Source organism: Caulobacter sp. GW821-FHT11E11, from assembly GCF_058808315.1.
This window is the reverse complement of sequence record NZ_JBXARO010000006.1, coordinates 214,989-236,137: the sequence shown is the minus strand read 5'-3', so window position 1 is coordinate 236,137 and position 21,149 is coordinate 214,989. Positions and strand designations below refer to the sequence as shown.

The 21,149-nt window shown below is 67.9% G+C and carries 9 protein-coding genes; 8 read left to right on the top strand and 1 reads right to left on the bottom strand.

From position 1 onward, the window contains the following. The first annotated feature begins 6 nt into the window (after positions 1 to 6). The 8 genes from AC1RR5_RS16585 to AC1RR5_RS16550 all read left to right on the top strand — a co-directional run bounded on the left by AC1RR5_RS16585 (position 7) and on the right by AC1RR5_RS16550 (position 20,087). The gene (locus AC1RR5_RS16585) at positions 7 to 1,521 is read left to right on the top strand and encodes a CehA/McbA family metallohydrolase domain-containing protein (RefSeq protein WP_492923038.1); all 1,515 of its coding nucleotides are present in this window, start codon (positions 7 to 9) and stop codon (positions 1,519 to 1,521) included. 499 nt (positions 1,522 to 2,020) lie between these two features. Continuing rightward, entirely contained in the window at positions 2,021 to 9,085 is a 7,065-nt protein-coding gene (locus AC1RR5_RS16580) for a hypothetical protein (protein WP_492923036.1), read from the top strand. Between the two features lie 10 nt (positions 9,086 to 9,095). After that, positions 9,096 to 15,503: a hypothetical protein gene (locus AC1RR5_RS16575; protein ID WP_492923034.1), complete on the top strand. Its 6,408-nt coding sequence runs from the start codon at positions 9,096 to 9,098 to the stop codon at positions 15,501 to 15,503. A gap of 76 nt (positions 15,504 to 15,579) precedes the next feature. After that, complete coding sequence (locus AC1RR5_RS16570) at positions 15,580 to 15,882, top strand: hypothetical protein (protein WP_492923032.1); 303 nt, start codon at positions 15,580 to 15,582, stop codon at positions 15,880 to 15,882. Beyond that, on the top strand, positions 15,879 to 16,826 hold the full coding sequence (locus AC1RR5_RS16565) for a hypothetical protein (protein ID WP_492923030.1): 948 nt from the start codon (positions 15,879 to 15,881) through the stop codon (positions 16,824 to 16,826). Before AC1RR5_RS16570 ends, AC1RR5_RS16565 begins: the two co-directional genes overlap by 4 nt. Before the next feature lie 10 nt (positions 16,827 to 16,836). Continuing rightward, a complete protein-coding gene (locus tag AC1RR5_RS16560) occupies positions 16,837 to 17,568 on the top strand; it encodes a zinc metalloprotease (RefSeq protein WP_492923028.1) in 732 nt (243 codons plus the stop codon). A gap of 2 nt (positions 17,569 to 17,570) precedes the next feature. Continuing rightward, the gene (locus AC1RR5_RS16555) at positions 17,571 to 18,599 is read left to right on the top strand and encodes a caspase family protein (RefSeq protein WP_492923026.1); all 1,029 of its coding nucleotides are present in this window, start codon (positions 17,571 to 17,573) and stop codon (positions 18,597 to 18,599) included. 9 nt (positions 18,600 to 18,608) lie between these two features. Continuing rightward, the gene (locus AC1RR5_RS16550) at positions 18,609 to 20,087 is read left to right on the top strand and encodes a hypothetical protein (RefSeq protein WP_492923024.1); all 1,479 of its coding nucleotides are present in this window, start codon (positions 18,609 to 18,611) and stop codon (positions 20,085 to 20,087) included. A gap of 312 nt (positions 20,088 to 20,399) precedes the next feature. On the opposite strand, the gene AC1RR5_RS16545 is transcribed toward AC1RR5_RS16550, so the two are convergent. Further along, positions 20,400 to 21,143, bottom strand: a complete 744-nt coding sequence (locus tag AC1RR5_RS16545; RefSeq protein ID WP_492923022.1) for a FadR/GntR family transcriptional regulator — start codon at positions 21,141 to 21,143, stop codon at positions 20,400 to 20,402. Positions 21,144 to 21,149 lie beyond the last annotated feature (6 nt).

The following is a 21,149-nucleotide window of genomic DNA, read 5'->3' as shown; positions in this document are numbered from 1 at the left end:
TACCCCATGCGCAAGCTTCTTCCCTACGCGGCGGCCCTGGCCGTCTTCGGCCAGGTCGCGGGGAGCACGCCGACCGCATTCGCCCACCCTGGTCACGCGGTCCAACCGGTCGGGCCAAAGCAGGGCCGCGCGCGCGCGGTCAAGCCGTCGGAGCGGCGATGGCTGGCGGGGGATCACCATGTCCACAGCTGGTTCAGCGTCTCGGTGAAGCCGTCACCGGAACCCGGCCAGCCGCCCGTGCTGGTCAAGGCCGGTGACGCCAGCAATCCCATCGTCGTCAATGGGCGCATGGCCGCCAAGCACGGCCTGGCCTGGATGGTCGCCACCGACCACGGCGGGCCAAACCATTCCAAGCTGAACCGCAACGAGGCCTATCCGGAATTGCTGCGCTCGCGCCGCGAGACGCCTGGCGTGCTGCAGTTCTGGGGCATGGAGCTGGATACGCCGGCGGCGGAGCATTCCAGCCTCATCCTGCTGCGGTCGCCGGCTGAACGCGACGCGCTGTTCGGCATCGAGCGCCGCTACAATCGACGTGAGCCCTGGCCCGCCGATCCCGCCCGCGACCAGGAGGCCTTCATGCTGGACGCCCTGCGCCACATGCAGGCCTTGCCCCAACCGCCGGTGGTGATCGCCAACCATCCCTCGCGCACCGCCACGGCGACGGGGCGCTATGGCTTGGTCTCGCCGTCGGAACTTCGCGCCTGGAACGACACCGCGCCCGAGGTCGCCGTAGGCATGGAGGGCGCGCCGGGCCACCAGGCCGCCAGCCTCAAGCCGGATGGGACGATCGATCCCAAGGGCGACCGGGGCGGCTATTCGCGCGCGCCGACCCTGGGCGGCTTCGACCAGATGACCGCGCGCCTGGGCGGCTTCTGGGACTCGATGCTGGGCGAGGGGCGACGCTGGTGGATCACCTCGACCTCGGACTCGCACCGCCACTACACCGACGGCGGCGCCGACTTCTGGCCCGGCGAATATTCCAAGACCTATGTGAAGGCCGCCCGGACCTATGACGACGTGCTGGACGGCCTGCGCAACGGCCGGGTGTTCGTGACGCTCGGCGACCTGGTCTCGGAGGTCGACGTCACGGCCATCACTGCCGACGGCGCCCGCAAGGCCGAGATCGGCGGCCAGCTGACGGTTCCCGCCGGCGCCGATGTGACCGTGGTCATCCGGGTGCGCGATCCGGCCGGCGAGAACTTCGGCGGCTTCTCGCCAGCAGTCGCGCGCATCGACCTGATCCAGGGCGAGGTCGTCGGTCCGGCGAGTGACCAGACCCTGGACGTCAACCCCACCACCCGGGTGGTGCGCAGCTTCACGCCGGCGACCTGGACGCGCGAAGGGGAGGTGCTGTCCATGGTCCACGTCTTCAAGGACATCCGGACGGCCAGCTACATTCGCGTGCGCGGCACGAGTGGCGCGGAGCTCGAGCCCCAGCCCGATCCGCTCGGTGAAGACCCCTGGTCGGACCTGTGGTTCTACGCCAATCCGGTCTTTCTCTCGGTGAAGGCCGGCGCGTAGGTCTGGCAATCGTCTGGGTTCTTTGAGCGCCCACGGCATGGTGGCGCCTGCACCGATGCCCGGATCCGCGGCGGCCATGGCCGCGCAGAACCGCCACGCGTTTGGAGCGATCACCGAGATTTCGGCAGGGGATCCCACGAGCGCCTTCCCTGCACTGGCGCGGTCGGCGCCGCCTGGCCGAAAATCAGGCACGCGGGTGCTATATTCAAGGCGCTACCCCAAATTGCACTTGCCTGAACAGAATCCACAATGCAAAGGTTAATGGACTTGTCGGGGGAGTAGTCGACAAGCCTCAAGTACATGGTGTCGCTGGTGGCTCGACCATCGGCCTTTCGTATCCTCGCGTATCGCCGAGGTGGACGAGCATTCGTGCGCTCGCATAGTGCGGAATACTGCTGCGTGGCAGCTTTTGGCTGAGGGTTTCACCGCTCGGCGCTGGATCTTCATGCCTCGGCGTTTGCCTTCAATTCGCCGCTGATCGGACCTGAGGGGTGGGGACATGTCGGATCCGCAGATCGCCTTCATCGTCGTCCGCGCCGGCGCCAGGGAGGCCGGCGGTCCCTATGAGGCGGTCGTCATAGGTGCGGCCGGTCAGGCCGGCGACATATGGCGCTACGCGCGCTTCCCGCTCGACGACCTCGACCGGCTTCTCCGCGACCTTGGCGATGGCAAGGCGGTCCCGCATCCGCTCGCGGATAGGACCGACGCCAAGGTCGCCGAGGCGCTCAAGACCTATGGCGTCATCGCCCATGATTTCGGCGGTGGCGCCGACGCCCCGTTCATGCTGCGTGACGTGGTGCGCTGCACGTTCTACCGCTACGGCCACGACGCGGTTGACCATCAGATTTCGCGCCAAACGCGCGCGCCCGACACGCCCGGCGGGCCGAAGCCGGACGCCGAAGCCACCAAGCCGCTGGCGGTGTTCGATACCTGTCGATGGGCTCAGTCGGACGGCGACGCCAGCCCCGGACCGCCGTCCGATCCGGCGCAAGAGCCTCTCTGGCTGGGGTCGCGTCTCCTGATCACGCCTAAACCGGGCATGCCAGCGGAGATCACCGGCTTTGAGCTTCATCTCCAGGTCCGCACGCTGATCGGCGCTCACAGGCTGTTTAGCCATCGGCCCGACGCGCTCGACGCGCGCGCGTTGTTGACGATGAAGGCCCAGCAGGGGGGCGCGAGGAAATCCTCCAGTCTTTGGGATAGCCGCACGCTCGGTCCCAATCCCATTCCCATTCCTAATCCAAGCCCCAATCCCGCGCGCGGGGCGCTCTACGACCTGCTCCGCGTCGGGATCACCGTCGGAGCCTACGTCAATGCCGGCGAGACCCGGCGGCGCACCAAGGAATGGAAAGGGGAGGATCTCGGGTTCCTGGGGCGCAAGACTGCCGAGCGGCTGACCTGGGAGGTCGGAAACGCCGACGACGTCGCCTGGCCGCCCGGTCTCGTACCCTGGGCCGAGACCAAGGCGGACCTGCCGGCCTTGGCGGCGATCAAGGGTGAATTTGGTCTTCGAGCCGCCGCGCTCGACGGGAAAGAAGTCGTCAGCCTGATCGCCCGCTACGAACTCACCATTTCCAACACCCTGACGGGGCTGGGTAAGGCGGCCGAGGCGATCCTGCCGCTTTCGATCAAGAGCCTGGGCGAGGGCGAGGACACCCCGCTCATTGTTTCTCAAGAGCAGCGGGCCATCGCCGTCGACTGGACGCTCTCTCCACCCGCGACGGTGCGCTGGCTGCTCGCGGTGCGGACCGATCGCGTCAAGCGGTCTGACAAAGGCGGGCGGATCACCGCGGGCGTCGTCGAGCAGGTCACCGAGCTCTCTGACCGCTTGGCTGGGGACCTCAGGGGGGTGCGCGACGCCGCGCCGCTGAGCCTGGCGCCCCGGCTAACCAAGGCGGACAAGGCCTGGCCCTGGCACGCGGTCGGCTTCCTCATTGACCAGCGGCCGCGCAGCCGTCTTCTGCTCACCGCAGACGACTGGCACAATTCCAACCTCAAGGAGCGACTGGCGCGGCTCAAGCGCCGCTTCTGCGCGGAATTCTCAACCAGCCTGCTGACGTTCGAGCCGCGGGCCGTTGACGACTATTGGAAGGCTTCAGAAAAAGAGACCGCCCAAACCCTTGCCGCCAAGGTGGAATTCCCAAGGCTGCGGCTGGCGGACGATACGTGGCCGAAAGGCGCGGCCGAATTGTCGGCCTACGGCCGCATCGGCGCTGACGCGGCCAAGCCTTCATACAGTTCGGCCAAGCCGCTATTTCAGCCGGCGATCGCCGACGTAGCCAATCTCGAGGACGCGCCAATCGGGACGCTCTTCGGCCTCACCGTGAGCCTGCAAGCCGAGCGAGACGCCACTCTCGACTTCGACGTCGGCGCGCTCAGCTTCAGCCTCCAGCGAGGACCAGCCATTGGGAAGGCATCCGACTGGCAGGGATTGGTCCACATCCGACCTATGCGGCGTCAGAACGATCCTAGCGATGATCGGCTGTCACACGCCCTGGACGTGGCGATCCTTTTGCCGGTCGAGGCGGTATCCCCGGCCGGAGAGGACGATCTACTAGAGGCCCAACGCATCACAGCCCTGGACCGCATCGAGGGTCTGAGAGATCAGAGCGCCCCTTCTCCGGACGCCCCCTTGTTCCTACCAATGGGCCGCGCCGACCCCAGCGGCGCGATCTACAAGCTCGTGGCGCGTGAGACAGTCACCCGCGCAGCCAACCATACGGTTACGCTCGCGCTCGAGGCCACCCCGGTCGAAAGCCAAACCTTGCCGGGCGAGCCGCTCACGCCCCCGGTCGTTGAAAAGGACCGCCAGGTCCTGGTGATCGACCCATCGCCCTTCCGCGTCGCCTTGGTGGAATACACCGAACCTTCCAAGACGGCCTCGAACGAAAACAATCAGGTGGCGGTCTGGAACGCCGCCGGGGAGGGGGGGCTGTCGTGGCGGATCGCCGACGAGAGCCAGACCGTCAGGATCGCCTTGCCGCCACAGGTTATCGGCGAGGCAATGGAGAAGAATCCGGCGGCGGAACCGGGCGCGCCGCTGTCCGGACGGCCGCCCGATATCCAGCCCGGCCGGCCGGCCGCCGCCCGCTTCGGGAGCGCCACGCGCCTCGACTTCGACCCGACCTACTTCGACACCCGCTTTCGCGAGCCCGGCTGGAACCTCTCGCGCATCCTCGGCTTCGCCGGTCAGCGCGCGCCAGGCGCGCGCCTGCGTGATCTGCGGCTGGAGCTGATCTATGGCATGATCACACGCGTCACCCCGCGCGAGCCGGTCTTCGTCACAGAGATCAGCGGCGCGATCGGCGTTCCGGCCCCGCCGCTCAAGGAGGCCGTCGCCTCCGATCGCGCCGCCTATCCGGACTATCTGCGGCTCGCCAACCGCATGCTCCGCATCGAGCAAAGCCGTGTCGCGGTAGAGAAGCTGTGGCGTGACACGCCCGACGAGCTCCTGAGCCTGGACGTGGGGGTGCGTTTCGAACTGCGGCGCAGGACGGCGGAAGGCGGTCCGCTGACACCGCTTCGCTGGCCCGCGCCCGGCGCCTTGCCGCGCGATGCGACCCCGGAACTAACCGAGACCTTCTCCACCGGCGCTGACGACCTGGAAAGCTTCCCCGGCGGGGTCGCCTGGGCGTTCGAGAGCCCCAATATCCTGATGTCGGTTTATGGCGTCCCGGTGGCCGATGGCGGACGCGTACAGGGAATCCACCTCTCGGCCCTGGGCGGCTGGGGTGGGCAACGCGCGCTATTCGACGAGAAGAGGACCACCATCGAGACGGAGACCGCCCAGGGACGTGTCCATCGCTACGCGCTCGAGCGCATCGGACGCATCGGCGGCCTTTGGCACCGGGCCAAGCATGTGATCGTCTTTGAACGAACTGTGGTCCCCTCAGCCCAGTTCTATAACGGCCCACCGATCGGAAAAGAGCAGGACGCCCATGTCGGGCGGCCGATCCTGCGCAAGGTCGAGGAGTATGTCGAACTACTCGAGCCAACCCGGCGCTATCCCGAGGATGGCGCGTCCGTGGCGGCGGCCGGTTGCCTGGTCGGCGCCGAGTTCAGGTCCCGCCGTATCCGCGTCGACAGCCGGTGGGGCGCCGACGTGCGCCGCGAGGGCTGGAAGGTGCCTCTCTGGGACAAGGCGTTCGCCGACCTCGAACCCCTTCCGCCCAATAACCCCGACTCGCCCGCGCTGATCTACCCAAAGCCCCAAATCCGGTTGATCATGGCGGCCGAAGGCGGTGGCGAGGTCGGCCTTGAGGTCGATGAACCCGAAAAGCTCGTCTTCTACACCTCGGTCGTCCGTGGCGAGAGCGGCGACGACACGGATACGTGGCGTCCCGTCCGAGACGTCGACTTTATCGATCTCCCGCCGCCGACGGCCGCAAAGATCAAGCCGCGGTCGCAGGACCTGACCGACGCGACCTTGCCGGGCGAACCGCCGTACGCGGCCGGCTTCGAGCCCATGACCTTGAGTCTGTCGCCGACCTCGGACCGCGTGGCCATCACTCACGGCCGCGCTGAGCAAGGCCCCGCGGCGGTGCTGCGCAACATCACCATCGCCCGGGCGCGACCGCTTGTTGGCCGCCAGGAGACGGCTCCTGCGGAAGGCGCGCGCGCGCTCGCCCAGCACACCGCCGATCTGCGCGCCGAACTCGATCGCGCGGTCGGTCAGGTGCTGGCGGGCCTGTCCAAACCCGACCTGGGCGACCTGAAGGATCTGTCGCGGCTGAAGGCGCGGGCCAAGCGGGCGGTCGACGAAGCGCTCGACGCAGTCGAGACGCCTAAGGTCATCACTGAAATATTTGATCAGGCCGGCAAGATACAGGGCCTGCCGGTCCCGCGGGCCTGCGATCACCTCAAGCAGCAGGTCGACGCCCAGGTCGCGGCCCAGGCTGACCGCCTGCAGGTGGTGGCTCATGCCCTGCTCGACGATCTGGAAACGCGGCTGACGAAGCCGCTCGACGAGGGTGTGGCGTCCATCCACGACAGCCTCCTGGCGCTCAAGGCGGCCTACCAACAGGGCGAGGACCAGTTCAAGTTGGTCAAAGCCGAGGCGCTGAAGGTCATCGCTGGTCCGGGCGCGGTGATCGCGCGAGCGCGGGAGGACGCCCGCACCGTCACCGAGACGACGCGCGTGCGCCTGACCCAATTGGCCGACCAGCTCGGCGGCGGGCTCGACGATGTCTCGACCAGTCTCCGCAAACAGCTCGACGCGGTGTCGACTCGCTTGGCGACGGCCCAGGCGGCCGTGGCGGGCGGCGCGTGGGAAGACGCTCTGGCCAAGACCGCCGAGGCGGCCGCAGCCGTTCGTGACAATATCCGGATCCTGACCCGGTCTCCGCCGCCCCAACTGCGCGCCATCGTGGTTCAGTTGGGCAAGCTGATCGATGACGTCGAAGCCAGTCTCGCCGAGGTAATCTTAAAGGAGAGCGCGCCCTCCGGTCCCGTCCGCGCGGCCCTGGCTGATGCGATCGGCCGAGCGAGCGCGGCGCTGACAAGCTTGCGGACCGGGCTTGAGGGGCGGCTGCAGGGACTGGCGCTGACGATCGCGCCGATCGAGGCGGCTCTGGATGAGTTGCTGGTCACGACCCACGCAGACCTTGAGATGGTGCTTGCGCCGGCCGCTGCCTTGACCGCCCAGCTCTGCGCGGCGGTCAAGGCGGTGGAATTTTCCCACCCCGACTGGGCCCCAGTCGACAGGCTCGAGAGCCAAGTCAAGGTGGCGACCGATGAGCTGAAGGTCGGCGTGGCTGGACAGCGCGCGGCAGCGGCGACCCTGGCCAGCGCCTATGTCGGCAAGGCCCGCCAGGCGGTCGACGCGCTCACGGCCGTCCTCGAGGCCCACTGCGAGGCGCTGGAGGCGGCCTATCTCAAGTCGGGCATCACCGACGCGGCCACTTGGGTCGACACCAACCTCAACTTCAAGCGCTACAAGGCCGAATTGCGGACCGAGGCTCACGCGCTCATTGACAAGCTTAGCGGAGAAGCCGAGGCGGCGCTGGAGACGCTTCGGCGCCAGGCCACTGCTCGCACCGCGGAGATCGCCCGAGACTGGGAGAATAAGGCCCAGCAGTTCGCCGCTGCGGCGCAGGATAAGGTCCGCGAGGTCCTGGGGGTGGATCCCGTCGCCTTGGGCGACCGGGCCGAGCGCCTCTATCAACAGGGCGCCCAGACCCTGCAGGTCCTGCGCGCGCTCTCGGACGGGCCCAAGACCGATGTGAGCCAGGTCCTGAACCGGCCAGAAGTTGCGCTTGTCTACAACGAGCTCAGCCGGGTGGTGGACATGACCCCGGCCATTGCGCTGGCCAACCGGGCCGGAGACCTGGCGCGCGGCGTCGAACAGGTCAACGAGCTCCTGCAGTCCTTTGGCGTGCGCTCGCCCATCAGCCGCATCGGCGAACAGCTCATACCCGACGCCCTCAAGGGGCTGTCGGTCGCCAATCTCATTCCCGACATCGGCGGCATCGATCTAAAGGGGCTGTTGCAGCGCGCTCAATTTCCCGATCTCGACGCGGGCAAGGCGATCGACATCCGGCACGGCTTCGACAAGGGGCAGATGCGCGCCTGGCTGGAGGCGGAGATCAACATCCCCTTCAGCGAGACCACGACGCTGCTAGAGTTCGGGCCGGTGCAGATCGTCATCGACGACGCGCGGTTCTACGCTTCGGCGCGAGTCACACTGGGCAAGGACGGCGCCAAGCACACCAGCCAGGGGCGGATCGCCGGCGACTGGCGGGTGATGGCCGCTGGCCAGACGGTGCTCACCTTCCGCCAAACGGGCCTGTTGTTCGACGAGAGCGGCAAGCTCGACTTCCGCACCTCCCCGGAGAAGGTGGAGGTGGCCGAGGTTCTCCGCTTCGTCACCGACCTGATGGCCAAGGCTGGCCAGGGAGGGGGACTGAAGGTCGGCCCTCTGATGCGCGGGGCGATACCGACGGGCGTGGCGGCCACCCTCGACCTCAAGCTGCCCAACCTCCAGACGGGCGCCTTCGGCATCTCCGATCTGTGGCTGCACCTCCTGTTCGGGGTCTCGGCTATTCCGGAGTTCGAGCTGCTCTGCGACCTGTCGATCGGGTCGCGGATGGCGCCGTTCAGCCTGAACGTCTGGATCCTCAACGGCGGCGGATACCTGACCCAGCGCCTGTCCTTCCTGCCGGCGGCGCGGCCCAAGCCGGTGATGACCTATGTGCTCGACATCGCCGTGGCGGCGGGCGTGGGCCTGGGCTTCTCGTTCGGGGTCGTCTCCGGCGGCGTATGGCTCCAGGTCGGTTGCGGCGTGGCCATCACCTGGACGACCGCCGAGGGCGGCGGCTCGACGGCCGTGCGGGTGTTCATCCTGGCGCGCGGCAATGTCGACGTCGCGGGCCTGATTACCGCCTCGATCGCGCTGCTGCTCGAGGTCTCCTACGACGGCGACCTGATGCTCGGCACGGGAACCCTGTCGATCAAGGTCAAGATCAGCATGTTCTACACGCTCAACGTCAATCAGCGTGTCGAATACAAGTTCGCAGGCAAGAAAAAGCAGCAGCAGAACGGCTCCTACAGCGAAGCATACGAGTAGAGACCGACGAATGACGAAATCTCTCAAGGTCAACGTCCAGGTCGATCGCTGGCCCAGTTCTCTGGGTGACCAGGCGCTGATCGGGATGCGACTGAGCGCAGCGATCCTCGGCGAGAACGCCGCGCCGGCCCAGCCGAACGACATCGGATCGGTGACGCCGTGGACCTGGACGGCTCAGCCCCTGGACGACGGCTCGCCGGCGGACACGGCGTTCCCGCATGGCGCCGCCCATTGGCGGATCTGGCGCATCCGCGAGGGCGTCGCCGGCCTCGTCGAGGTCACGGCCGACGCGGTGCTGGCGCTCGACGCCGCGCCCAACCTTGATCCGGCCTTCGGAGGCAAACTCACTGCGCTCGCCAAGGCGATCGTCGACGAGGTCGGCGCCAGGATCGCCCTCGAGGAGCCGGCGGCCGGGCAGATCGGCGGCCGCACCGTGCCAGGCCTCGTGGACGGGCTGGGGGCGCTGCCCCATCCGGTCCCGGCGGGACTGGCGGTCTGGACGGCGTTTCACATTCCAGGCGACGAAAACGGCGACCGCTACCTCGCCGCGCCCCGCTTCAGTTGCGACCTGGCGAACGCCCAGGAACCTCAACTACCTGTGGCGTCGCCTACGGATGATCGCTTCGTCGCCGACTACGCGCCCGCAGCCGCCACCGCCCACATCACCCCATCACCGCCGGCCGCCGCGCCGCGCGCGCTGAAGGCCGACCAGCTGATCGACATCGCCACCCTGTCCATCCGGCCGGCGGAAAAGTCGGCGGTGGACGCCCCTGCGCCGCCACCGGCCAAAGTGACGCTCCGCGACGACGCCGTCGACCTTCCCAACCGGCTGGCTGAAGTGATCGATCCCTGGCCGCACATCCTGGCGGTCATGGACCGCGCCGTCATGGAATGGCTGCAACCCCCGGCGGCGGCAGGCGGCCTCGACGAGCCGCTGGCGCGTCAGCGCCGCAAAGCCCTGCGTCAAGACCTTGAGACGCCAACGGACGGCCCGACACGCCCGACCTTGACCTGGTTACTCGACACCGTCGCCTGGCCGCAGCTGCGCCGCCGGGCCTATATGACCGAGGCTGGCCCCTCACCGGCAGTGTCGCTTCTCAAACAAGGCTGGGCCTTGGCGCGTCCGGGGGCGGCGGCCCTCAACGTCCTGGTCGACATTCTCGAAGCCCAGGATGGCGCGGCGGCGCGTCTGGCCGCCCCGACCTGGTTCTCGTCGGTGGCCCCCGAGCGCCTGGCCGCGCTCGTCGATCTGGCGCCGGACCTGGTGGACAGCCCCAAACCCGGATCCGCACCGACCAGCGCCGTGGAGCCGGGTCGTCTACGCATCGCCTCCCTCGAGACCGATCCGGGTCTGAAGGCCTGGCTGGCCCTGCACTGGTCGGCGGGCGCGTACGACGCCCTGGCGACGGCGCCATCGCAGCCGGCCCGCAAGCTCGACGCGGGACAGTCACGTGTCAGTTTGCGTCTGCCGGGCCTTGGCCGTGACGGCGACTCGAAATTGCCAGGGGAGGTCACCGCATTCGACCGGCCCCTGCTTGATATCGATGACCTGCAGCGCACAGGCGGGGCCGTCATACCGGTGGGGGTCAAGGGCGTCGCCGGAGGGCGGCTGAGGATCCATGTGCGCAACGCCGGCGAACCGGTCGCGCGGTTCCTCCTGGAGCTCACGGCCGGCGCCGCGTCACTAGGCGTCGACGGGGCGGCAGGTCCGTCGGCGGACTGGGCGGATCAGCGCCTCGAAGGCGAACTGATCCTCGAACGGGCTGCGGACTCGACCGTGAGGCTCACGCTCTGGCTCGGTTGGGCGGGTCCCGGCGGACTGATCAGGGTCCAGGCCCCAACCGTGACGCTGTCGCTCCATACGCTCAGGGCCGGTTTCGACCTGGAGACGACGGCAGAGAACGCCGATTTCGATGATGTCCGCTATGGGGCCAACGCCAGCGACCAGGCCGACGTGCGGGCTTGGCTTGGCGGGCGTCGCGACGAGCCCTCGGCCGTGCGCGCCGCGATCGGGCTGGCGATGGCGGCCCCGTTCCTCGAGAAACTCGCCGAAGGCGAGTCAGGAGGGGATGACCTTCCCCAGCGACTGCGAGGCGAGGTGAAGATCTTCCTCGAGCAACGATATGAGGAGATCGAGAGGACGACGGTCGACTTGGTGAAGCCTCCGGCCGAGATGAAGGCGCTGTTCAAAGCGATCCTGGCCGCAGCCAAGGCCGCCGCGCTGGCCCGACTATCAAGCCTGTTCGGGGATGCCGACACGGCGCCGCGCACGACCGCGCGGGCGGCGCCGATCGTCATGCAGATCGATCAGTTCCAAGGTATGCCCGGCGCGGAAGACCTCTGGCGCCGCCTGGCCGGGGTCGGGGTGCTGGTCAGTCGCTCTCCTGATGGCGTCGCGCCCTCGCGATGGTGGAGCGCCAATGCCGCCGAGCTTTGCGCGCCGTCGTCCGAGAAAGGCCATCGCCAGCCCTTGAACCCCGCGCCCGGGGGAAACGGCGTCGAAACCGGGCTCTCTGCCGATCATCCCTATCGCGTGGACCCCGTGCCCCTGCAGGTCACCGAAACTGCGGGGGTTCGAGCCGCCAATCTCAGCTATGAGAACCGGTCCCTGGTGGCCGAGATGCCCGGCGAGGCGGGCCTCGACACGGCCGACGCCGACACGCCTGGCTCGGACGCGTCCCGGCGCGTCGAGGCCTACGCGTTTCCCGTCAAGGGCGGACGTGGCGGCAAGTTGCCCCAGCTCACCTTCGGCCGCCACTATCACTTCCTGCCCTATGTGATCGGGCTGGGCGGCGTCCTCCCTGTATTCCTGAGGCAGGGCAATGATCCAACCATTCCCATAGCGACCTCGAACGCCAGCTTCACGCTGACGATCGACGAGACCACCCGGCCCCTGGTGCGGAACGTCCATTACCTGCGCACGACGCCGGTGGGCGCGCCAAGGCTCGCCGACAAGGTTCCCGGCGTGCCCGAAGGCGTCGCGCCCCTGGCGGCCGAACTGCCCATCCGCCCACCGCCCGTCACCCTGCGCGAAGGCCATCCGACCTGGTTCTACCGCGATCCGCGCGAGGCTGGCGGCATCCTCACCTTCGGCGGCCTGATCCCAGGCCGATCCCGACTGGCGCGGATCGACATCGCGGCTCCGCCGCGGGTGGGCGACCTCCTCTTGCGGGTGGTGGATCTGGAAAACCCGCTCGACAAGCCGCTGCTCTCGGTCAAGGTCAGAGCCGCCGACTTGGCGGGCAGAGGGCTGCGCCTCGACGTCTCTGGCCAGAAGGCGGTGCTGCTGGCGACGGATCCTGTGGTCTGGGCCGAAGACGAACCGACCACCACGCCTATCCGCCCGCCATTCACCTGCCAGCACACTGACGCCTGGCGCAACTTCGCCGTGACCCTGACCCTCGAGGGCGCGGCGACCGACGATGTCGACCCGCCGGTGGTCTCGATCGGGCTGCGTTCGAGCGAGGTCCTGTCCGACCAGGGCGCGTCGTGGGACGAGGCGCGTGGCCTGACGCGGCAACTACCGCCGGAGACGGCGCACCAGGGGCGCGCGACCGTGCTGCTGGACGGCTTTAAAAACCCGACCGGCGGCGCGCCGACCAAGGCCACGCTGAGGTTTCGCCCGCCGGCGGTCGACTTCTGGACTTTCGACCGCTGGATCAACGAAGGCTCTCACGCGACGTCGATCAACGAAGGCGGCTATAAGACGCTGATCAACGACGCCCACACCCATGCCACGGACGTCGATCCGACACGCCCCGTCGATCGCAGTCTCGACGACCCGTGCGTCAAGAAAATTTGGGTCGAGCTCGTCGAGATCTTCCCGACCATCAGGACCATCGACGGAGTTTATCTGGCTTCTGAGTTTAAGCTTTGGCCGAAAGCAGGCCTGGCCGAGCTCGAGGTCAGGGTTGGCAAGTCCGCCAGCCTGCGAGCCGAGGGCGCGGTGCTCGAGGCAGGCAAGCTGTACGAGCTGCGCGCCTATGCCGTGGCGCCGGCCAACCAAGCCGATCTGAGCAATATTCCAACGCTCGCGCGGCTCTCCCCGGCGGTCCTTGAAGCCTTGCGCGAAAAGGACGGCGCCCTGCTTGGACAGCCGCTGGTCCTCACCTTCGAGGCTGCCACGGAAGAGTTCGGCACGGCCGAGCAGTGGTTCAAGAGCCAGATCCTGGACGCATCCACGGTGCTACGCCCTGCGCCGGTGCTCGACGGCGCGCCGATCGGACCTGCGCGCGAGGACCGGGCGATCATGAAGCTGAAGGGTGTGGAGACTGTCCTTCAGGATGGCGCCAAACAATCCCTCTATCCCGCCATCAGGTATGCCGACCGCGTCTCGCTCTATTGTCAGCGGTGGAGCTGGCGCGGCCGGCCGCTGAGCGACGAGATCACGGCCGCCGGCCTGCCTCCGGGTGGGATCGAGGGCTGGGCGGAGATCGGCGGGGAGGCCGAACAGATCGCCTTCGCTGGCCGCCGTGACGATGACGTGGGGGCGATCTCCGAACGACGCCTGACTAAGGCGCACGTCTATGCGGGCCGCGCCAGGCTTTCCGACGCTCCGGTCCTTGAGGCCGCGCCGAGCCTGTTCGAGCGCGATCTCGACTATCGGTTGGGGGCGAACCTTTGGCGCTTTGGCATGAAGGTCACCAGCCGCTACATGGCGCTGAGGCCAAGCAGCGCTCTTGAGTGCTACACCCATCGCCATCCGGCGTCGCCGGCGGCCTGGCAGGCGCGCCTCCTGGGCGACCGGCCTAAGGCGCGTGTGCTGCGTCGCCCCGGCCTTGCCCTCGTCCTGCCGTTGACCGAGCCCCTGATGGCCGCCGGCAGCGTGCCGCCCCTGCTGGCGCTCATGAACGAGTCCTCGTTCGCCAACTTCAACATAGGCGAGGGGATGGAGGCGGTCATCGACGTCGGTCGCCACCCCGCACCTGAGCCTGGTGCGCCGAAGTTCCTTCAACAGTGGGGACCCGATCCCATCCGGACTGGCGCGGGCGCACCGGCCGAGGCGATGGCCCTGCGCCTGGACGGGCCGATCGGCTATACCTTCGACGCGGAAACTGAAGCCGGGCGGTTCGATCACTCCGGCTGGCTGGTAAGCCCCGTCGGCGGCAAAGCCCCACCCTGGTCGTTGATCCGTCTTCGCTTCCGACGCTGGGAAGAGCCGCGCTTCATCGACCAAGCCCCCGCACAATCCCCGAACGCGCGGGGCGGCGTCGGGCCAGGCTCGCCGCGCCTGTCGGCGTCAATCGCCGGCGACGCCGGTTGCGGCAAGACGATCTATCGGCTCAGCAGCCCCGGGCCGACGGCCGAGCCCGCTCCATCCGGCGCCGCCTTCGTCTTCAACACTCAGTATGATGGCCTATCGCTGGACCTGGGCCAGATTCCCCGCGCCGGGGCGGTCGAGACCGTAGTGGCCTTCCTGAAGGCGACGCGGGACGACATCGAAGGCCTCGAGCACCTGAAAGTGTCCGCCGTCATCGTGAAGGACGAACGTAGCGCGGCGCTGGTGATCGAAGCGGGGAGTTCACTGGGCCAGTCCACGCCGCTGAGGCTGCCGATCGGTCTGGACGCGAGCGCTGAGCTGCGGCTCGTCGTCTCGCCGCGCGAGCCGCCCCAGTCGGGCAACAGCGCCTATCAGCCCGCGGGCGACGTCTCCGTTCGCGTGCGGATCACCCGCCGGGATGGACAAGACAGCGTCGAGCGTCCCGAAGAAGGGCGCTGGCTCAATGTGACCTGCCTGCCGCTCATGGCCGGCCCTGACCAGACCTTCCTGCCCGGCGAACCGCTGACGATCGGCGTCGGGCGAGCCCGCGCGCCATCCGAGGCGCTGATGCGGCCGATCCGACTCTCGGCGTTCACCCCGCCGATCTGGTGCCAGTTCGCCGAAGCAATGTCGGCGGTGAGGGCCACGCTTGCAGACGGAACATCGGAACCGGCGCAGGTCGAGGACCTGACCGTGACCCTGACGTCCAGCGCCGTGACCCTGGGCCTGCGCGATGGGAGGGCGCTGTCGAGACTAGCGCCGCTAGGTTTGACCGACGCCGACGCCCAGGTTGAGGAGATCCTGCTCGCCGTGGTCACGATCTACAGGACCGACGCCTTCGCGCGACTGCGCGAGCGGCCCGTGTTCGTGGGAGAGATACCAACGGCTTCCGTCGAAATGCCGCTGAACAAATGGCTGTGGCGCGACGAGCGCCTGGTTTCATCGCTTGCCCTGGCCGGGGCGCGAGGGCGCGTGCGGCTGATGCGCATGCTCAGGCTCAAGTCGCAAGTCGGCCACCGGGACGGCGAGACCCTCAAGAACACCCTTTTCGGGGCTCAGCCTATAGAGGCTCTGGATAAGCCGATGTCGATGCACCCGTTTGACACCACCGGGATGCTGTTGGGGGTGTCGCGGCCCATCGAGTGGGGTGATCGATGAGCCTGGTGCAAAATCCAGCCCGTCTCGCGGCGTGCGCGAAGCCGCTAATCAGGCTCCCGCCGCGGAGGGCTCGGCGATGATCTCGTCCGCAGGTCTAGGCGCCCTTAGCCTTGGTGCGGTCGTCGGCGTATTGATCGCCGCGCGCGGCCGTTACGCTGTCCGCGGCCCCCGCAGCGCGGCCGCGCGCCTGGCGCAGGCCGCCTGGATGGTCGTCGCGGCCGCAGGCCCCGTGGCGGCGGCCTGGATCATGGATTCGGCGGCGAGCGTTGCATGGGCCGTCGGCGGCGAGCTCGTCGGCGGATTGATCGCCTGGGCCATGCCCGCGATGATCGCCGCGCGCAGCGCGACACAGAAATTTGTCACAGGGAGGGAACTATGAGGAGCTTCGTCTTCGACTGGCAGATCGCCGGCGCTTTCGGGTTTGGTCTCCTGATCGGCTGGTATGTCTACTATGTGAACCGTTACCGGAAAGGCGATATCCAGTTCGGGGATATCCTGACCCTGCTGGGCGCGATCGGCGGAACCGCGGTCCTGACGCTCTTCCAGCGCGCGACAGACCTCTTCGGCGCGTATGGCGTTGGCTTGGCGGTCGGCTTCTTCGCCTATTTCATCGTCCTGCTCATCCTCGTGCGGATGTCGCCGAACTTCGACGTCGACTGGTTCCTGGACGGGCGCCGTAAGGACCCGCTTCCCGGCTGGGGCTATGCGGCCGACGCGCGCGCCACCGTCTCGGCGATGGCGGTCAATCCAGATGCTGGCCGAGCGCTGGTGAACTTCTACGGCGTCAACCCAGGGGAGATGAGCCAGGCGCTACGCCCCCTCGACCCGGACCTGTCGCGCTCGGGCGCCGACACCCTGTCGGCGCCAAATCCCGACGCCCTACGGATCGAGCAGATTTGCAAGGACGTCTGGAATGCCTCGGGCCCTCAGGGGCCCTACAAGAATGCCTGCAACTTCTATGTCATCGAGGTGGCCCACCGATTGGGCTTCTCGCTTTCCGGCGTCGCCGACCAGCTCATCGACAAGATCCAGACCCCGGGATGGCAGCCGCTGGCGGACGGACCGGCGGCGCGCGCCGCCGCCCAGCAGGGCAAGCTGGTGATCGCTGGCGTCAAGTCGACGGCGTATGATCCGCCGCGGTTGGAGGGTCATGTGACCATCGTCACACCGGGAAACATGAACCCCGGGGGCTGGGCGCCGGCCGGCTACTGGGGAAGCACTGAGCCGACGATCAGGGATCTTGGCGGCTCGGGATTGCCGATCAGCCGTTGCTTCACCGCTGCCGTCAAGAACGAGCTCGTCTACGCGTGCCGCGATCTGTAGGGGCCGCACCATGAGCGAGCACACACACCAATTTTGCTCGACGCTCGAGGAGGTCGACCACCAGCCCGGCGCGTCCGGCTTCACGCCGCGCGCCGCGTTGCTGAACGCCGCCTTCTGGGGGCGCGGCGTGAGGCTGCGCGTGGCGTTCCTCGAGGGCGCCCCTGAGCTTCATCGCCGGGTCGCGGACCTGGCCCGGATCTGGCTTCAGGAGACGCGCGCCAACTTCGATTTCGAGTTCTGGATCGACGATGGCCGCGACCCGGGCCAGGCCGATATCCGCGTCGCGTTCAATCCCGCCCTCGGCTCCTTCTCCAAGCTTGGCCGATATGCCCGGACGGTGGAGGTGCCTGGCCCTACCATGAACCTGGGCTGGATGACGCTGGAGCTCGCCGAAGACAAGGCGCGGGCGGTCGTGCTTCATGAGTTCGGCCACGCCCTGGGCCTGGTGCACGAGCACATGAATCCGGCCCAGCAGATCCAGTGGGACGTCAAGCGGGTGCGCGCAGATCTTCAGCGCTCCCAGGGTTGGGACAACGCCAAGATCGACGCCAACATGTTCGTGCGCTACGCGCCCGACCAGATCTTCGGCACAGACGTCGATAAGGGCTCGATCATGATGTATCCGATCCCCCCCGAATGGACGACGGACGGCTTCACCGTGGGCTTCAACACCACGCTCACCGAGGTCGACAAGTCGCTGATCCGGGCCGCCTACGGCTTACGCCCGACCTTCGGGGGCTGAGGGTGGCGGCGGGCGACCAGGCGATCGTCGTCGGTATCGGCCGCTACCCGACCTTCGGGGCCGACGGTCAAAGCTCCAACGACCTGGCCGGCGCGGTCGAGGACGCCCGGGACATGGCCGCATGGCTTGTGAAAGACGCCAGGGCGAACGTCACTCTGGTGACTTCCGCGGGCGGGCACGGTCAGGTCTGGAGCACCACGCAGCTCCGGCCCACCGAGACCGACGTCAAACACGCCTTCCGCCCCTACCTGGCGCCGAGCAGCTTCCCCGTGGCCCGCCGCCTTTATGTTTACATGGCCGGGCACGGCTTCGCGCCCGAACCCAGGTCGCGATGCCTAATCCTGGCCGATGCGCTGGGGACGACAGATGTTCCTAACTTCGAGGCTCCGGCCTGGATCGACTGGTTCGCCCAGCAGTATCACTTCGATGAACTGGTGCTGTGGATGGATTGCTGCGCCATCCAGACCTATGACTACGCGCCGGGAAGGCCCACCCTGGTCAAGCAGGTTGCCAGGGCCGGAGACCCAGCCAAGGTGGTGATGGCGTTCGGGTCGGCGGCGAACCGCGCGGCCTATGAGGGCCCGGTGGGGCCCGCCGGGGAGATCCGTGGCCTGTTCACCGAAAAACTGCTGCGCGGCCTTCGGGGCGCAGCGGCCGATGAGAAGGGCGAAGTCCGCACCGCCTCCCTAAAGCGGTTCCTGCTGAACGGCAGTGAAAGCCTGGAGAAGGGGCCCCGTGCGGCCGAAGCGTCGGGCGCGATGTTTCCCCAGGAAGACGACCTGCTATTCGCCACGGTGGCGAGCGCGCGATTGCCGACCTACAGGATTCGCGCTGAGGCCGATGACGGAGGCAAGCTCGCCGAAGGTCTCAGCGTCCAGTTGCTCGACGGCTCGCTCCAGCTGCGGGCCTCGGCGCTGGTGACGAACGGCTGGCTGTCCTTCCGGTTGGGCCTTGGCCTCTACAAGCTGTCGGCGCCGGGGCTGAGCCGGTTCGTCGAGATCGGCGCGGCCACACCGTCTGACATCGGTTAGGAGGCGACCATGCCCATGATCACGGTCTCCACCCATGGCGACGCTGAGATCTTCCTCCTCGACGGCGCCCTGGGGCTCGTGCAACGGGAGGTCGGCGCGCTTAACGGCAACTTTCCCGCAGGGCTCTACAAGATACGCGTCGAGCGTGGCGGCGCTGTGCGCGAACAGATCGTGATGCTCGACAAGGACCTTCCCTCGATCGACCTGCGCGTGCCGGTGTATCCCGCCGTCGCGCCCACCGGCTCGATGTTCCCCGACACCGCTCAAGATCTCGAGGACCTCGCGCGCGAGGTCCTCGACGACCTGGACGGCGGGCATGATGACCACAAGTTGCTGGTGATGAGCCATTGGCCGGTCGAGGGCCGGCCGACCAGCCATCCGTTCGCCGGGGTGCGCCTGATCCCTTGGCGCGAGGCGGCCCGTGGCGTGGATCTGGGCAAACGCGGTTGCCGCTCCCGTATCATCAACGATCGAGCGTGGGCGGCGGTCGCCATCCGGGTCGGTCCGGGCCTTGGCGCCCACATCCTAGAAACGCGGGCAGGGCGCGTGGTGACGCGGCAATCGATCCTGCTGGCCGCGGGCTGGCAGACTCGGATCTTCATCCGCGGCGAGCCGTGCGCGAGCGAGGTGGCCGGGGAAGCGCCATCCACGTCTCCGCATCCAAATGGGCCAGACGCTTTGAGCCGATCGGAACGGCGCGCGCCGTCGACCAGTCCCGCGACCGTAGACGTCTCCGTGCAGATGGCCCTCCCGTCGCGCCCGATCGTTTATCACGGTCATCTGGAGACGGTAGAAACTGCCCGTATCGCTCTCGGGAAGGGGCGAGCGATCTTTGTCACCACGGATCTGATCAACAACCTGCTGACGAACAAGTTCGACAATCCCATCGCGGGACTGATTGGGCTGCATCTGTTTCTCGACGCCGTCGAGCGTCGCGACGGCAGAGATCGGTCCTCAGGCGCCCCCCAGATTACCGATGAGCGCGACCCGAAGGCCATCGCGCGCGATGTACTCAAAAACCTGTCAGGTCTCCTGTCTCTTTCCCGCTCGCTCGCGCCGCCCGCCGACATTCTGGCGCTGCAGGCCCGCGCGGGCCTCCTGCGCGGCGCGCGCCAACGGGTCCGGGCCCCGCCGATGTTCTGGGCGAGCTGGGACGCCCTGCGCGCCGCCGCCGGTCCACAAGGCAAGGTCACCCTTGGCCGCGACCTGTGGCAGAGCGCCGGTGACGGCGCGCCCGCCGGCCCCTATCTGGCCTGGTCGCCGCGGCGCCAATCGGTAGAGCGCACGTTGGAAAAGGCAATGTCGAGGGGCGAGGGCCTGGTGGCCGAATGGCTCGGCGGGGACGCGCCGAATCGCGAACAACTAGCCGAGGCGCTGGGCGTGCCCTATTCAGCCGCGTGGCCCAACCGGCTGAGGCGCTCTGATCGACCGGCCAACGCGCGCCGGCCTGCCGCACCAAAGGCGCCGCTGCGCCGGTCCGACGGATGATCGCGGCGGCCGCGCGTGTCAGTCACATCTGGCCCTGATCAAACTGACGCGAACATCCTTTCACGATCAAGCGCTCCTCGGCCTCGTCGCTCATCGCATAGCGCCATCGGCGCAAGGACCTCGCCGGAAGGATAAAAAGGCTCGGGTGCAATAGGCCGTCTCGTCCGTCACTCCGCTCGGACCTGCGCCTGGAAAGGTCGGACGCCAGCCGATCGAAGAGGCGCGCAAGGCCTGGCCGGAAGACCTCAGCTCCTATGTCGACAGCGGGCGACTACTGGTCGAGCCGCTGGCGAGCGCGAACGGGGGCGGCCGCTAGGCGGCGCCCGATTGTACGGACAGCTTGAAGCGGTCGCGGTGCTGTAGCGCCTTCCTGCGCAATTGTACGATCGCTTCGGTTTCTTCCGCTGCGAGCATGGCTTCGAAGAGGCGGCTGAAGTGTTCCCGCATCGCCAAGCGGGCCGCGTTCGGATCGCGATTGCGGATGGCGTCGTACACGGCTCGGTGTTCCTCGATCCGGTCCTCGAAACCGCTCTTGCACACATTGCTGTAGACTTGGACGACGCGCGGCGCCTCGTTGCGCATCCGCCAGAGGGTGCGCACGAAATGCTCGATGATCGGGCTGCCGCTGTGCTCGGCGATGATGAGGTGGAAGCGTTCGTCGGCCTCTTCGGCCGCATCGTCGTTGCCGGCCATCACCCGCATGGTGTCTTCCAGCAGGGCCAGGGCTTCGGAGCCCATGTTGAGCGCCGCCAGGGCCGCGGATTCGGCTTCGACGACCGCGCGGACGGTCGTCAGCTCGAAGGCGTCGACCTCGGTCAGCGGCGACAGGCCAGCTGGTGGGCGGGGGCGGATATAGACGCCCGAGCCGGTCTTGACGGCGATATAGCCCTGCGCCTCGAGCGCGATCTCGGCTTCCCGCACGGTGACGCGCGAGACGCCCAGCCGTTCGGCCAGTTCGCGCTCGCCGGGCAGGCGGCTGCCAGGCGCGAACTCACCCGACTCGATCAGCTCGATGATCTGCTTTGCGACCTGCTGGTAGCGCCTATCCATGGTCATCCGCCG

What these genes read in the sequence shown, in the direction of transcription:
- AC1RR5_RS16565 (WP_492923030.1), top strand. Translation starts at nt 15,879, where the DNA reads ATGAGGAGCTTCGTCTTCGACTGGCAGATCGCCGGCGCTTTCGGGTTT.
- AC1RR5_RS16550 (WP_492923024.1), top strand. Translation starts at nt 18,609, where the DNA reads ATGCCCATGATCACGGTCTCCACCCATGGCGACGCTGAGATCTTCCTC.
- AC1RR5_RS16560 (WP_492923028.1), top strand. Translation starts at nt 16,837, where the DNA reads ATGAGCGAGCACACACACCAATTTTGCTCGACGCTCGAGGAGGTCGAC.
- AC1RR5_RS16575 (WP_492923034.1), top strand. Translation starts at nt 9,096, where the DNA reads ATGACGAAATCTCTCAAGGTCAACGTCCAGGTCGATCGCTGGCCCAGT.
- AC1RR5_RS16545 (WP_492923022.1), bottom strand. Translation starts at nt 21,143, where the DNA reads ATGACCATGGATAGGCGCTACCAGCAGGTCGCAAAGCAGATCATCGAG.
- AC1RR5_RS16585 (WP_492923038.1), top strand. Translation starts at nt 7, where the DNA reads ATGCGCAAGCTTCTTCCCTACGCGGCGGCCCTGGCCGTCTTCGGCCAG.
- AC1RR5_RS16580 (WP_492923036.1), top strand. Translation starts at nt 2,021, where the DNA reads ATGTCGGATCCGCAGATCGCCTTCATCGTCGTCCGCGCCGGCGCCAGG.
- AC1RR5_RS16570 (WP_492923032.1), top strand. Translation starts at nt 15,580, where the DNA reads ATGATCTCGTCCGCAGGTCTAGGCGCCCTTAGCCTTGGTGCGGTCGTC.